Here is a 13281-nt window from a genome sequence, read left to right as displayed (position 1 = left end):
GGTTATGAGAAAAATAAGTTAGCCGTAATAATGGAAAAACCTGTTGAAGGAGATATTATTTCACCAACACTATTGACAATCCCTCTTCCTACGGCCCACTCATAATGTAGTGGTTTAATGATCCCAGGCACCAAGTTAGGTGGTAAAGTTTCCACCATCAATGAGGTGTTCAATGACAAAACGAAAACGACGAACATTTTCGTCTGAATTTTAAATAGAAGCGGCAAGCTTAGTTCTTGACCAAGAATAATCGATACCTGAAGCTGCGCGCTCCATGGATGTTGGAGAGACGGCTTTGAGACGTTGGGTCGAGCAACTCAGACTCGAACGTGGTGGTACCACACCAATGAGTAAAGCATTGACTCCTGAACAACAGACAATCCGAGAGTTGGAAGCTCGAATTAGTCGCTTAGAAAGAGAAAAGTCCATACTAAAAAAGGCCACAGCTCTGTTAATGTCGGACGAACTCGAACGTTCTCGTTAATTGACCAATTGAGGGAGTATGAATCGGTCAAAATGCTCTGCGAACTGTTTAGTGTCGCTTCATCCTGTTACTACGCGTCTAAACAGCGTAAACTAGCTCCTCAACGGATCCGACTGATTAGCCGAATAAAAGAGCTCTTTAGCATGAGCCGGGGTTCAGCAGGAAGTCGAAGCCTTGTATTGATGCTGCGCTCCGAAAATATCAACGTAGGTCGATTTAAAGTGCAGAAAATCATGCATGAAGCTGGCTTAGTGAGCAAACAACCGGGCTCCCATAAAGATAAGTATGCAAAATCAGAGCGACCAGATATTCCAAACTTGTTGAAACGAGAGCTCTCAGTGGCAGTGCCCATTAGAGTTTGGTGTGGCGACATTACTTACATCTGGTCAGGTTCGAAGTGGTGTTATTTAGCCGTTGTTCTCGACCTATTCAGCCGACGCGTTGTGGGCAGGTCTTTATCAGGCAAACCTGACGCTGACTTGGCTTGCAGAGCCATAGAAATGGCTTGGTAGCAACGAGGGCGACCTAAGAATGTCATGTTTAATTCAGGCCAAGGCAGTCAATACAGCAGTCGCAAATATCGGCAGAGGCTTTGGCGCTATCGAATCACTCAGACTATGAGTCGACGCGGTAACTGCTTGGATAACGTAACAATGGAGCGGCTATTTAGGAGTTTAAAAACCGAATGGCTACCCACAACGGGATATCTTATTCGAACTCAAGCAAGAAGAGATATCAGCCATTACCTGATTTCTTATTGCAATCGGCAGCGGCCCCATCAAGTCAATGATGGGCTATCGCCAGTCGATGCAGAAAATCGACTTAAATCTGTGTCCGGTATTTGTTGACCACTACATATACACCAATAGCTAAAGGGTTCCTGTACTTAGTTGCCACTATAGACTGGTATAGCTGTAAAGTATTGTCTCGGCAGCTATTAATACTATGGATACGAGCTTTTGTATCGAAGCTCTTCAGGAAGCGCTTAAGCACTATGGACCGCCAGATACCTTCAATTCAGATCAATGCAATCAGTTTACTAGCTCTGAGTTCACACAGAAATTAACTGATCATGGTGTACGGATTAGCATGGATGGAAAAGGTCGCTGAGTCGACACAGTTTTTATCGAACGATTATGGTGTAGCCTGATGAGGAGGTTTAGTTAAAAGCTTACACGACACCGCGTGAAGCCGAGCTTGAAATCGGTAACTACATGGTGTTTTATAATGAAGAGCGTAACCATCAAGGACTCAATGACCTTACTCCTGATGAAGCCTACTTCGGCAGGCAAAGGTACGCTGCATAAGCTGGATCAACCACTTAAGAAATTAGCTTATGTGTCCAACCACTGGGGTTCACTTCTGAAGACTCGATCACAGTATTATATAGTTGGTGTACATATATAATTATTCAACAACTTATTAAAATAGAGGCAAACTAAGTAGTTTGCTCCCAAAGAAGGTGTAGTTTAATTATCCTAGACTAGCGGGGAATGAAGAGTGACTACAGCATCCTAATCTCCTGAACGAATCAGAGCTATTGTCAAATGTGTTGTATGGAGAATCATGCAGTAGCCTGTTGATGACTCTCCATTTCTTTCACTCCATCAATGAAGCGAACATCTTTTTTCACAGTATCTGCTAGGAGTGCAAAACCTCGTAGACGACGCCACTTCGTTTCTGCACTTCGCATTAACTTGTAGGCCATCATCAACGTAGTCTTTCTGTTTCCACAGTTCTTTGCCTCGTTCGTGCGTAAACGTACTGTGGCGAACATTGATTCTATTGGGTTGGTTGTCCTGATATGAACCCAGTGGTCTGCTGGGTAATAGTAGAACGCCAGCATTTCAGCTTTATCTTTCACTAAGCAGTCGGTTGCCTTTGGATGCTTGGCTTCAAAACGCTTTTGGAAGGTCGAGAAGGCGTGATAAGCATCATCTCTAGTTTCTGCCATCCAGATATCTTGCAGTGCTTCCTTTATTCGCGGTTGTACGCTTTTGGGCACCTTGTTAAGCACATCCGCTGCCTTATGTACCCAGCACCGTTGTTGGGCAGTTTGAGGCCAGCACTTAGCAACCGCTTTCCAGAAGCCAAGCGCGCCATCTCCGATGGCGAGCTTCGGTGCTAACTGTAATCCCTGTGCTCGTAGCTGCTCAATGAGTTCCGTCCAACTTGCTTCTGACTCTCGATGACCATCCAGAACGCCAAGGACTTCTTTGCGTCCAGTGTCATCGACAAGTAAACAGAGCTTATCGTCCATCCTAATGTGACAGTAAATACCGTCAGCCCAAACGTAAACATAGCGACGCCTACCGAGGTCACGCTTACGCCACAGTTCGTATTCAGCATACCAGCGCTCTTTGAGACGACAAATGCTATTGGCAGAAAGGCCTTTCGCATCCTTACCAAGCAAAGATTCAATAGCGGTTAGCATATCACCCGTAGATATTCCCTTGAGATACGGTGGTAACAAGTTGCTATTAAATTTGACGCCATTCCCTGAACGATCTCGTACCTTAGGAATTTGCACTTCGACATCACCGACACCTGTTTGCAAGGTTCGCTCAGGTAAGAAACCGTTGCGGACAATGGCTTGTTTGCCGTCAACCATTACATTCTGGTGCTGTACAAGTAACTGTTGAAGCTCAGTTTCAACAGCTTGTGCAATCAAATCTCTAGCCCCTTGACGTATCAGTTCTGTAAGTGAGTCTTGTGGTGTATTCAGTGAAAAAACAGTATTATCAGTCATGCGGTGTACCTTTCTGTTAATCGTTCTGGCGAGAACTACATCAACAGATTACACCGCACCTTCTTTTCTCTTCCATACACCAGAAATAAGCATACCTCACGAATCAGGATTATGGAGGGAGAGTGGTCGCGTCTAACCGCATCCATGTTTAGAACGCCACATTCTCTCCCTCACCAGAGCTCCTAACTAGGCATGCTTCCTAAACATCACCTAGGTATATAGTCAGCCCCCACTTCTCGTGTGATCTCCTTACCGGGCGTCGACCTTTTAACATTCTCCCCTTTACGGGGCATTCATATTTACGCGATTAGATTAATTTCCAAACTAACTTACGCTTTTTTTATGTCTTTTAGTGACTTGTGAGTCGTTACCTACATGTTATGTTTATGCTTGAAACTATAAACAGAAGAGGAATGTCGCAGTGCTTATTGAGCCTTTGACCTTAACCTCATAAAAAACACAAGAAACTGATAAAAAGAGTAAATGCAGACTTTTTTCTTCAGTTCCTTAAACGAAAAGAGACTCAACCAGTCTAAAAATAAGAATACAAACGCCAACAACTAAGGAAACAAACATGCAAAAGAAACCCAAAATACAGCTAGGCATTGAAGAATTCACCCCAGAGAATATCAACCCTAACTCAGATCTCTTGGGGATGATTGCTCTTGTAATCGCGTTTATGTTCTTTGTTTTGCTCCTGCCTTAAGCCCTAGCAAGCTGAATTAGAAATATACAAATCAGCCCAGCAACTCTCATACCGCGACCTTCTATCTATACAAATCAAAGTTGTGTAGGACTCCAGACGAAGCAGTCAAATATTCCCCCACAGTCAGCAACCCTGTAAGACTGCTATTTTCGCGAGCAATCACGCAAGAAAATCCCTAAATAGACCTCACTTATCCTTCTACCAGTATATCTATCACAAAAGAGCCAAAATGAAGGAACTCCAATGCCGTTACAGAACAAACTAAGCGTCAAACAAATAGAACACACGAAATGCCCGGCTGATAAAGAGAACCTGAGACTAAACGATGGGGGTGGTCTGGTCGTTGTTTTCTATCGTTCAGGTAGGTCGGTGTATCGCTTAAGAATACAAGGTTTGAATGGAAGAGAGAGCCTGTTAACGCTTGGCAAAACAACCTCTCTAAAACTAAAAGAAGCCAGAAACATGCGCGACGAATTACATAGAGCAAGGGGTAAAGGCGAAGAACCGAGACACGTATTAGAAAGAATCTGTGGCAAAGGTAAACTTACCGTCAATGGTTTAGTTTTTGAGTACCTAAAAACAAAAAAACGTACATGGAAGCAAAGTCATCATGATAAAGAATATCAACGAGCAAAAAAGTACATTACAAAATCTTCCTTGGGGTCAACTCCTGCTCATGCACTGGCACCGACGCACATCTATGATTTTGCAATGAGTATGGATAAAAAGGGCTATGTATCTCAACACAAAAGAGTCATTGATATACTACGAAGAGCTTACAACCTAGGCCATATTAAATATGGTCTAAAGACGCCTGATTTCAGCAAGATCAATCACTTCCTTGTTAAACATCGACCAAAACCGCATGCGTGTGTTGAACTAAGTGAAGTCCTTGAGCTATCTCGAATGGTAGTGTCATCAAAAAGTTCAGCTCAGGTTAAGCTCCTATTCGACTTCATGTTTTTGACCGCTCTTCGTGCTCAAGAGGCGACCCAAAACACATGGAGTAATGTGGATTTTGAAGAATCTACATTAACAATTCCGAAAGAACTTTCTAAAAATGGCTTAGAACATGTTTTGCCTTTGTCACCACAAGCAATTCATGTACTCAAACTAGCTAAACTCATATCAGGCGACAGTGAGTATATTTTCCCTTCACCACAAAAAGCTAAAGACAAGCCCATCAGTACCTCCGCATTAGGTAACTTATTCCGAAAACTTGGGTTAAAGGGCCAAATGACCGCTCACGGGATACGCGCTATCTTTAGCACAGAATTGCATGAAGAACTTGAATTGGAAGATTCAATGCTCATTGAGATGATCCTATCTCATACCGATAACAATAAAGTTCGCGCTGCATACAATCGAACTGAGTTTATTGACAAGCGGAAGCAAATTATGTGCATATGGGGAGAAAAATACTCCGAGGTAACCAAGAAACACAGCTGTGTTGAGTCCGTAGAAAAAGAGCTACGAGCACAAGGCATAGCCACACCTAATTACCCTTGATTTTTAAACCACACCTTACTTTTCTGATAAATAGGAGTATTCGTGTTCACAAAGCTTCAAATTGCAAAAAAGCTCTCAGTGAGCAAAGGCACGATTTCAAACCTGCCGAACTTTCCAAATAAAATTGAAAGTGATTTTATGGGGAACACAACCTTATATCGCAAACAAGAAGTGAACGCTTGGTTGCTTAGTATGATCAATAAACGGGGCTATCAATACTCTGGCGATATAGATAATGAACGTATAGTGAGAATGAACGAGCTCTCACTTCATCTAAAACGATCTAAATCCCACATATATGAACAAGTAAACAAAGGTGCATTACCTCCTTTAGTTACTATAGGTAACAGAGCTTCAGGTTTTCTCCTCAGCGAAGTCAACGCGGAGCTATGTAATTGTGGTTTGAATTCTATAAGTCTTTAAAGATTAAAATTCCGCGGTGACTATGAGACTGATAAGGCAATGCTCTCAGTTCCAATTAAGTAACCACCCTAAAATAACACCTATAGAGATAGGTGGTATTCACAAGAGAACATCACCTTCTTCCACTTTCACCTGAAGTAATTCAAATCCCTTTATCTCATTGTTGCTACCGGATGCCCTGTCGCTAAAAATCCGGTTCGGCTTCACGCCGGCACTTTTTAGTGCCTTGAGCTGAATATCAAGGGATTGTTGACTGGTCGATACACGAGCATACCCAAATAATCTCAAAATCGTCTTCTATATCGAATAGTAGACAATCCATGTCTACTATCTCATTTTGTCGATTAAATAGACACTCATAAGCATTTGTTTTATGGTGCCCAATAAATTATAACATTTCGGACGGTTGCGAAATTATTAAGTTTTCAGTTTGTAGGAGAATAGTATGCCAGTCGATTTTTTGACCGAGGAACAAAAGCAAAACTATGGGTGTTATGCCGCCGAACCAAATGATGTTCAATTAGCTCGTCACTTCCATCTTGAGCAAAAGTGAGCCGATTTGAACAGTCTGGAAAGACCTAAATATTTATATATAAATTAGAAAAGCCAACGATGAGTGAATGCAAATTCATCTTGATTAGTGATGTTTTTTACTCAGAAAAATGGGAGAAATATCATGATTAATCTCTACATTTCTTAATTAACTTCTGGTTCTATAGTAAACGTTACCATTTCCTATAACCCAATAAATTAAGGTACAAATATTAAGATTCAAGCTCCTAGCAGTGCTATCGATAGTCAAACAAACTCACAAAACAGAACCTTACCTCTCAACGTTAAGGCAATTTCGTATGTTCAGGCCGTTTCTCGAGGGAATCAAGTTCGAAAAATGGTATCTGTCAGATCTATAGCGCCGAACATTGTACATACCAAAATAAAAAATACAGGGTTACAGACAAAACCTTCAGTAAACACTCCTTTTACTTCCATCCTAAATAACTTAAAACCAGGAGCACAATATGACTCTTTACTTGTTAAGAAAGGAAAAGAGAGTGTTGATGTCGTCGCGATAAAAGACGGAGAGAGCCCTAAAAAGCCAAGTGACTTAATAGCGCAAGAAGGTAAACCTACTCGTGACACAGCTTATATAAATGGCGGTTTTTTTGTGCATAGATCTGGTCTAAAGGATAGTGACGGAAGTGCGGCTCCTATTGGCTACACAATCGGCACAATTAAAGGCAAAAACAATACGATTCCTGTTGCTCAGCCTTGGAAGGAAGATTTTGGTGAACTGCGTAACCGTAAAGGAGATACCATACTAACCTCTGGTCCTGTTTTACGTCGAGAAAGCCAGTTTACAGGAGAACGTTTCACTTATTTTTTACCATCGGGACAACCCAGTCAGCTAAATGAATATGCAGGTGCTTTAACTCATGCAGGAAATTCAAATGAGAGGGCAGCAGTTACAGTAGCAAAAGAGGATATTCGTTTACAAACCCTGACAAATGATGACGGGCTGAGAGAAAAGGGAGCAACAATGAGAGAATGGTGCCAAATTACTAATTCATTGGCCAAAGAAGAAGACCAAGTATTAAATTTAGATGGTGCTGCATCTATTCAAATGGGAGTCTCCTCAGGTGATGATCGTAAAGTTATCTCAAAAGGTGGAGGCGCAGGGAAAGAGAGAGAGTTGGCAAATATAATCTTGTCGTCCCCCTTAAAAAATGCACTATAGCGATCATATTCATTTCTTAATTCAATTACCGTCCGATATTCGACGATATCTTCAATAGTGAGCACTGGCATTTCATGGCGCCTTGCAAACTCAATGGTCTCTGGTAGTTTCGCCATGGTTCCATCAGGGTTAGTCAGTTCACAAAGGCCCCCTGATGGGACTAAGTTTGCTAGAGACATCAAATCGATCGTACCTTCGGTATGACCTCGACGGGCCAACACGCCATTTGTTTTCGCGACCAGCGGAAAAACATTGCCTGGTCTTGCTAAATCTTCTGGTTGAGCATCAAAATAAGTAGCCGTTTTAACCGTTGTAACGCAATCTTTCGCAGAGCCCCCCGTCGTCACTACTTTTTTTGCTTCAATCGAAATCGTAAAAGCAGTCTGGTTTTTACTGCGATTATCTTTCACCATCGGAGGAAGCTCTAATCAATTTGCGCGTTCCTCCGTTAAGCACAAACACACGATACCACTGCATTCACGGATCATGGGTGCCATTTGCGCTTCGGTAAGATGCTGTGCAGAGAAGATAAGGCCGCCTTCATTCTCGCGATCCTCATCATCCATTAATAGAACACCAAGGCCATTTTTCAGAGCCTCAATCGCTCTTTCTACCCTTTGTACTGGAGTGCCAAACTCATCTAGTAGTAACGTTGAGCTCAATAAGTGAACGCATCCGCGTAAAGTTGCTCTGGTTCTGCCCCTCTTTTATCACAGAACCAATCACGCGCGACTTCAACAATTTTGCAAGGACCACACAAGCAGATATAGAACTTAGATAAGTTACGGAAATCACTCATCACACACCTTTCCTTGCTTAGCGTATTGGGGACAGGTTGATATTTCAGTGGCTGGTACGTAACTGACGTTTTTGTTTTCAAGCGCAATATCCACAAGCTCGTCATGCACATACAGGTTTTCCATATCCTTGGCCCCCAATAGACGTAAATTGGCTGGTTAAACCGTGGATCCAAGCTGTTTTTCAAAATACTTAGGGTGCTAGACATTCCTGTCCCGCCTGCGACCAATACCAAGGGTTTGATACTATCATCACGCAGCCAAACCTCGCCTCGCGCTTCGCTAACTTCAACCATATTACCGCAGCCGCATGAATTGGTGAGTTCTTCCATCACAAGCGTATTTTTCTTGCTGATATCTGAGCCACCAATATGGAGTTCTAAAAACGCCCTATTAGAAGGACATGAGGCTATAGAAAACGGTAAACTACCAAAGCTTTAGCTGACGTTAATGTACTGCCCTGCACTAAATTCAAAAGACTCATCCGGCTTGAGCAATACTCGGGATATGAAGTTAGTTAACGGCTCAATTTTTTCTATCGAACATAAAAAAACACCCTTAACATAAAGTTAAAAATCCCTTTACCCACAAGGGCTGCGCACAATATATCTACGTTTTCTATCTAAAATCTAACTTCTTTCAATTTTCTTACTCTATAGAAGGAACAAATTAGATCGGTTTATTTTGTAATTCTGTTTAACAATTTATCTATATTTTCCATTGGGAAGTCATTCCTTGAGTATCAAGTTCTGTTGCTAGATACAACAGAATCGCTTGGTGATCACAAAAGTACGACTGGCTAACCAAGCTCATTATTGGACAAAAATTTTCCGGCGCTTTTTCTAAATTAGTAAAACACCAATAACTAGGGGTATGGCAAATCTGGTTGTGAAAAGCTAGTGCGATGAGTAGCATCGCACTAGCAAAAGTATTGGTTTGTGTGGGGACGTATTAAGTGTCGTTACGTTAAATCTGTCTCGAACGTGTGCGATCGTGTAACAACCAGATAGACGAAAGACCGCCAGTTGGCGGTCTTTCTAAAAATCGCAGTTCGTATATTATGTTTACTATGATGCATTTGGTGTAAATGGCTCAGGTTTTCCTAATGTACAATCTACAACGGCTAACGGTTTTACATTGGCATTAGGCTCCAAGATCCAACCAGATTCAGATCGGCTTCCCTGAGTTAATAAGCTTCGCTTAACCTCAACAACAACTAAATAGTGATCTCGTGCATATCCATTACCCACATCCTTACTTGCTGTATATTCAGGTAAGTTTCTTCCTCTCCCTATTTGATCATGAAAACGAGATTTTTACGTATACCTTGAAGGTGTCTTTTTTTGGGGTTTCAATTCAGGCATAGCGATTACGTCATTTTTACCAACTCCTGATGCTGTTTTATTTTGCAATATATTTTCAGCCTGCACACGATTAGTACCTCTCCACAAAACCACATATTCATCAGAACTCGCGTACCTTACTAAATCATCATCTGTAGGAAAAAAATCAAACGGAACCACATCTGATGCATCTTCTGATGTACCATCTTTTATAGGAAATAAGTCCAAGTGCAATAAGTTATTATCTTCCATACTTGTTAAAAAACGAGGACTGTTCCGTATACTTTTCACATTGGAGGCAAAATGGGAAGGATTTTGGCCTACTATCCCAGATACAAGGGATACAGGGGATACAGGGGATACAGGGGATACAGGGGATACAGGGGATACAGGGGATATAAGCATAAATATCTCAAGGTCGCTGAATTACATAACTCATCATTGTATCCCCCTCTTAGAGCAAACTCACAATATTGTTTCTGAATTATCCTGACAACCTCTACCGCCCAAAGAAATTCACATTTTAAGCAGGGTTGTTGTTTGATGCGATTGCGCCTACATTTGAGTTAAATCAAAAACTACCTACATACAGCGGATGTTATGGTAAATCAAAACATTGCTGATAAAGTCTAAAACTCTTTTCTTACAGTGCTAGCTTTTACCCATTGGGACACCTTGCCAGTAGTATTATCAAAGTTAGAATATAAACATCTAGCCTTCGAAATATAGTCGGCTCCACGACTAATACCTAATCCGTGATATCCAAACACTCGAGATTCAGGAAAGTGCTTACTAGCTTCTTTTTTTGCACTTTTTGCCAAAGGCTCGGTGCCTCTTTCTCTCTCTGAAAAATCATTTATCTTATCAAAAGAATGTAACGTCTCTCTATCGGCACTTTCACACGCAGTTATTTTTATTTTTACGTCTGATTTAACCTTTTTTATAACAAGACGACTTATTTCGCTGATGACATCCGATATCGGCTTACTACCACTGCCACATTTTGCAGTTTCGTACAAATGTGGTCTACCAGCTTCACCATGACCTATAACATAAATAGTCTCAATTGTTTTATCAGGTAGCGTTTTAGGATCAGTTACCCTCAGTTGATTAATTGCTTGATACTCTCCAAGCCTTTTTGTTTCTAATGGGAAAGCGTCGTGAACACTTGTAACACCAATTAATTTAATATACGGGCTCATTTTTTTCTCATAGGATTCACCGTATTTCAGTCTTACTTGTAATTCTTTATCTTTGAATTCACTTATTGAGGACTTCAAAGTACCTCGATTTAACATAGAGCAAATCATAGGTAAGGGCTCTTTTCCTTTAAGAACCCTTGCTGTATTAATTTCCAGGGCCTGAATTACCATATCTTCATTATAAAATGGGCTATAGATAATGCCATCAGGAACGCTACGAACACTTTTTACATTGGCTGAAAAACCACCTGAACCTTTTTCCGAGTCTTTTGGTATCAGGTTAGCTGGAAATGAAGAGGGAAGACGTGTGGTCGTTAGTAGTGGCATAAATATCTCAAAGTCGTTGAATTACATAACTCAACATTATCCCCCCTTCTTAGAGCAAACTCACAATACTGTTTCTGAAATATCCTGACAACCTCTACCGCCCAAAGAAATGCACATATTGAGCAGGATTGTTGTTTTGTCAAAATTAATCCGACAGATGGCGTGGACGTTTGGGCGAAAGCAATAATGGGGCATTTTTGATTCAGGTTAATTTGTGCAACAGGCTGTTGCACAATTGGGGGGCTTTGTTGCTTAAATCGATTGAACTAAATCTAGAAGCTACGATCTGATCGTGTATGGACACTCCCTCGATTGCAAGTAAATTTTAATGAAAATGAAGGTATAACTGCCCACGTGTATTCGGTTTCATTAGTAATGCCTTAATTGCGCATCTAACCATAATGGCGTTATCCGCACATTAACTCCCAAACGGCTACACGAGCTATTAGCTCTTTGATCAGGTTGGGGTTTAATAATGTTGGTTTGACCTATTTTCCATCATTTCTTTACTATGCAATTCTTCATATCTCTGTTTTCAAAAATCAATAGCATTTAAGCCGCAGCGCGAGATGCGTCATACTCAACGTTTTTGGCAACAATAGCCCATGAAATCCTTGCCAACTTGTTCGCAAGCGCGATGATCGTTACATTCGGATGCTTAGTGATACTTAGCTTTTTGATCCACAAACTTAAGGCGTCTGTTTTATCCTTAACATAACGAAATGCAGCTCTGGCACCATGAACCAATAACTTTCTCAGGTATCCATTGCCTCTTTTGCTTATACCTAATAACCTCTCTCGTCCCCCAGTACTGTGTTGTCGAGGAACCAACCCTAATGATGCCGAAAAATCTCGACCTCTTTTAAAACTCATGCCATTACCAAGGTCAATAAGTAGTGCGCTGCAAACGAGTGGGCCAATGCCGATGATTTTCATTAATCTTTGAGCAACCGGGTTGTCACTAAGGCTCAATTTTATCTTATTAGTTACCTTATCAATGCGTTCATCTAGTGTGATTAAATCTTCGTACAATACTTGTAGTAACTCCCTAAATTGGAATGATAACGAGTTTTCTACGTCTTCTAACCAACAGGGAATATGTTTTCTCAAATTACTGATACCAACAGGTGCAACGATTCCATATTCAGCGGTTAAGCCTCTAATCTGATTAGCCCTGGCAGTCCTCTGAGCAATTAGTTCTTCTCGGACACGGTGCATTGATTGAATATCTTGTTGCTCGCTCGTCTTTACAGACACAAAGCGCATATTCGGCCTGTTTATCGCTTCGCAAATGGCTTCAGCATCGACTTTGTCATTTTTATTAGTTTTGACATAAGGCTTTACAAATTGAGCTGCAACAAGCTTCACTGTATACCCCGCTTTGATAAGTTCTCTTGCCCAGTAATGAGAGGAACCACATGCTTCCATTCCAATGATTGCTGTAAAAGGCACTCGTTTCATGATCGCTTTTAACCATGTGTTTCTTGCATATTTTCCCTGCCAGGTCGTTTTTTCATTTTCATCAACAGCATGAATATGGAAAACATTTTTTGCCAAATCGACACCCACACGAATAATCGTTCCCATCTGAGCCTCCCATCCTACGAATAAACCATGTTTATATAATGTAGCTAATCCAGTGTGATAAGGGTGAGGGGTGTCCATACCATTGGCTACACCCATCAATCGTCGTAGCCTCATGCCTAAACCTCTTTATAAAACAACTAACTGGAAGCAGTACAACAAAGCCTTAATCAACCGTAGTTCTCTGACCTTTTGGATTGATGAGGAAACGATAGCTGAAAACAAACAAGGCAAGTGTGGTAGACCTCGCCGGTTCAGCGACTTAGCTATTACTACCGCACTGATGGTGAAACGGATTTTCTCTATGCCATTGAGAGCGCTACAAGGTTTTCTAGACTCTGTATTTAAGCTGGCTAACATCCCGCTTGTTTGCCCGCACTACACCTGTATAAGCCGCCGAGCTAAGGAAGTTGAGGTTTCAT

The 13281-nt window shown here is 41.4% G+C and carries 11 protein-coding genes and 4 pseudogenes; 8 read left to right on the top strand and 7 right to left on the bottom strand.

The window, feature by feature from the left end; genetic code table 11:
- Positions 1-214: 214 nt before the first annotated feature.
- Both ATB78_RS04845 and ATB78_RS28215 read left to right on the top strand, forming a co-directional pair.
- A pseudogene (locus ATB78_RS04845) lies at positions 215-1332 on the top strand (IS3 family transposase).
- Between the two features lie 5 nt (positions 1333-1337).
- Positions 1338-1791, top strand: a pseudogene (locus ATB78_RS28215) (DDE-type integrase/transposase/recombinase); the annotation flags it as partial.
- Positions 1792-2048: 257 nt separating this feature from the next.
- Here the strand turns inward: ATB78_RS28215 and ATB78_RS04835 are convergent.
- Positions 2049-3233, bottom strand: a complete 1185-nt coding sequence (locus ATB78_RS04835; RefSeq protein ID WP_061007941.1) for an IS256 family transposase — start codon at positions 3231-3233, stop codon at positions 2049-2051.
- A 574-nt stretch (positions 3234-3807) separates the two neighbouring features.
- Between ATB78_RS04835 and ATB78_RS30255 the strand changes: the two genes are divergently transcribed.
- The 3 genes from ATB78_RS30255 (at position 3808) to ATB78_RS04825 (ending at position 5871) form a co-directional block, all read left to right on the top strand.
- A complete protein-coding gene (locus ATB78_RS30255) occupies positions 3808-3939 on the top strand; it encodes a hypothetical protein (protein WP_266098663.1) in 132 nt (43 codons plus the stop codon).
- A gap of 243 nt (positions 3940-4182) precedes the next feature.
- Entirely contained in the window at positions 4183-5448 is a 1266-nt protein-coding gene (locus ATB78_RS04830; RefSeq protein WP_061007940.1) for a site-specific integrase, read from the top strand.
- 42 nt (positions 5449-5490) lie between these two features.
- Entirely contained in the window at positions 5491-5871 is a 381-nt protein-coding gene (locus ATB78_RS04825) for an AlpA family phage regulatory protein (RefSeq protein ID WP_061007939.1), read from the top strand.
- A 102-nt stretch (positions 5872-5973) separates the two neighbouring features.
- Here the strand turns inward: ATB78_RS04825 and ATB78_RS04820 are convergent.
- Positions 5974-6159 (bottom strand): annotated as a pseudogene (locus tag ATB78_RS04820) (recombinase family protein); the annotation flags it as partial.
- Between the two features lie 157 nt (positions 6160-6316).
- Between ATB78_RS04820 and ATB78_RS30050 the strand changes: the two are divergent.
- On the top strand, positions 6317-6424 hold the full coding sequence (locus tag ATB78_RS30050) for a DUF4158 domain-containing protein (protein WP_240537362.1): 108 nt from the start codon (positions 6317-6319) through the stop codon (positions 6422-6424).
- Positions 6425-6760: 336 nt separating this feature from the next.
- The gene (locus ATB78_RS29320; protein WP_155647754.1) at positions 6761-7606 is read left to right on the top strand and encodes a phosphodiester glycosidase family protein; all 846 of its coding nucleotides are present in this window, start codon (positions 6761-6763) and stop codon (positions 7604-7606) included.
- Between the two features lie 14 nt (positions 7607-7620).
- Here ATB78_RS29320 and ribB read toward each other — a convergent pair.
- The 5 genes and pseudogenes from ribB to ATB78_RS04795 form a co-directional block, all read right to left on the bottom strand.
- A pseudogene (ribB, locus tag ATB78_RS04815) lies at positions 7621-8268 on the bottom strand (3,4-dihydroxy-2-butanone-4-phosphate synthase); the annotation flags it as partial.
- Entirely contained in the window at positions 8265-8699 is a 435-nt protein-coding gene (locus ATB78_RS04810) for a hypothetical protein (protein WP_276278259.1), read from the bottom strand. The pseudogene ribB and the gene ATB78_RS04810, both read right to left, overlap by 4 nt.
- A 1020-nt stretch (positions 8700-9719) precedes the next feature.
- The gene (locus ATB78_RS04805) at positions 9720-9998 is read right to left on the bottom strand and encodes a hypothetical protein (protein ID WP_061007938.1); all 279 of its coding nucleotides are present in this window, start codon (positions 9996-9998) and stop codon (positions 9720-9722) included.
- A gap of 377 nt (positions 9999-10375) precedes the next feature.
- Positions 10376-11275, bottom strand: a complete 900-nt coding sequence (locus ATB78_RS04800) for a hypothetical protein (protein WP_061007937.1) — start codon at positions 11273-11275, stop codon at positions 10376-10378.
- 552 nt (positions 11276-11827) lie between these two features.
- The gene (locus ATB78_RS04795) at positions 11828-12862 is read right to left on the bottom strand and encodes an IS110 family transposase (RefSeq protein WP_061008210.1); all 1035 of its coding nucleotides are present in this window, start codon (positions 12860-12862) and stop codon (positions 11828-11830) included.
- A gap of 112 nt (positions 12863-12974) precedes the next feature.
- On the opposite strand from ATB78_RS04795, the gene ATB78_RS04790 reads away from it, so the two are divergent.
- A partial coding sequence (locus tag ATB78_RS04790; protein ID WP_179946992.1) for a transposase occupies positions 12975-13281 on the top strand: 307 nt, incomplete at its 3' end.

Origin of the sequence: Vibrio sp. CUB2 (genome assembly GCF_001557945.1) — a bacterium.
GTDB classification, from domain to species: domain Bacteria; phylum Pseudomonadota; class Gammaproteobacteria; order Enterobacterales; family Vibrionaceae; genus Vibrio; species Vibrio owensii.
The sequence above is the reverse complement of the archived record's forward strand: the minus strand, read 5'-3'. Positions and strand labels throughout refer to the sequence as shown.

Coding starts and splice junctions, on each gene's coding strand:
- ATB78_RS04810 (WP_276278259.1), bottom strand. CDS start 8,699: ATGGTTGAAGTTAGCGAAGCGCGAGGCGAGGTTTGGCTGCGTGATGAT.
- ATB78_RS30050 (WP_240537362.1), top strand. CDS start 6,317: ATGCCAGTCGATTTTTTGACCGAGGAACAAAAGCAAAACTATGGGTGT.
- ATB78_RS04800 (WP_061007937.1), bottom strand. CDS start 11,275: ATGCCACTACTAACGACCACACGTCTTCCCTCTTCATTTCCAGCTAAC.
- ATB78_RS04835 (WP_061007941.1), bottom strand. CDS start 3,233: ATGACTGATAATACTGTTTTTTCACTGAATACACCACAAGACTCACTT.
- ATB78_RS29320 (WP_155647754.1), top strand. CDS start 6,761: ATGGTATCTGTCAGATCTATAGCGCCGAACATTGTACATACCAAAATA.
- ATB78_RS04795 (WP_061008210.1), bottom strand. CDS start 12,862: ATGGGAACGATTATTCGTGTGGGTGTCGATTTGGCAAAAAATGTTTTC.
- ATB78_RS04805 (WP_061007938.1), bottom strand. CDS start 9,998: ATGGAAGATAATAACTTATTGCACTTGGACTTATTTCCTATAAAAGAT.
- ATB78_RS04830 (WP_061007940.1), top strand. CDS start 4,183: ATGCCGTTACAGAACAAACTAAGCGTCAAACAAATAGAACACACGAAA.
- ATB78_RS30255 (WP_266098663.1), top strand. CDS start 3,808: ATGCAAAAGAAACCCAAAATACAGCTAGGCATTGAAGAATTCACCCCA.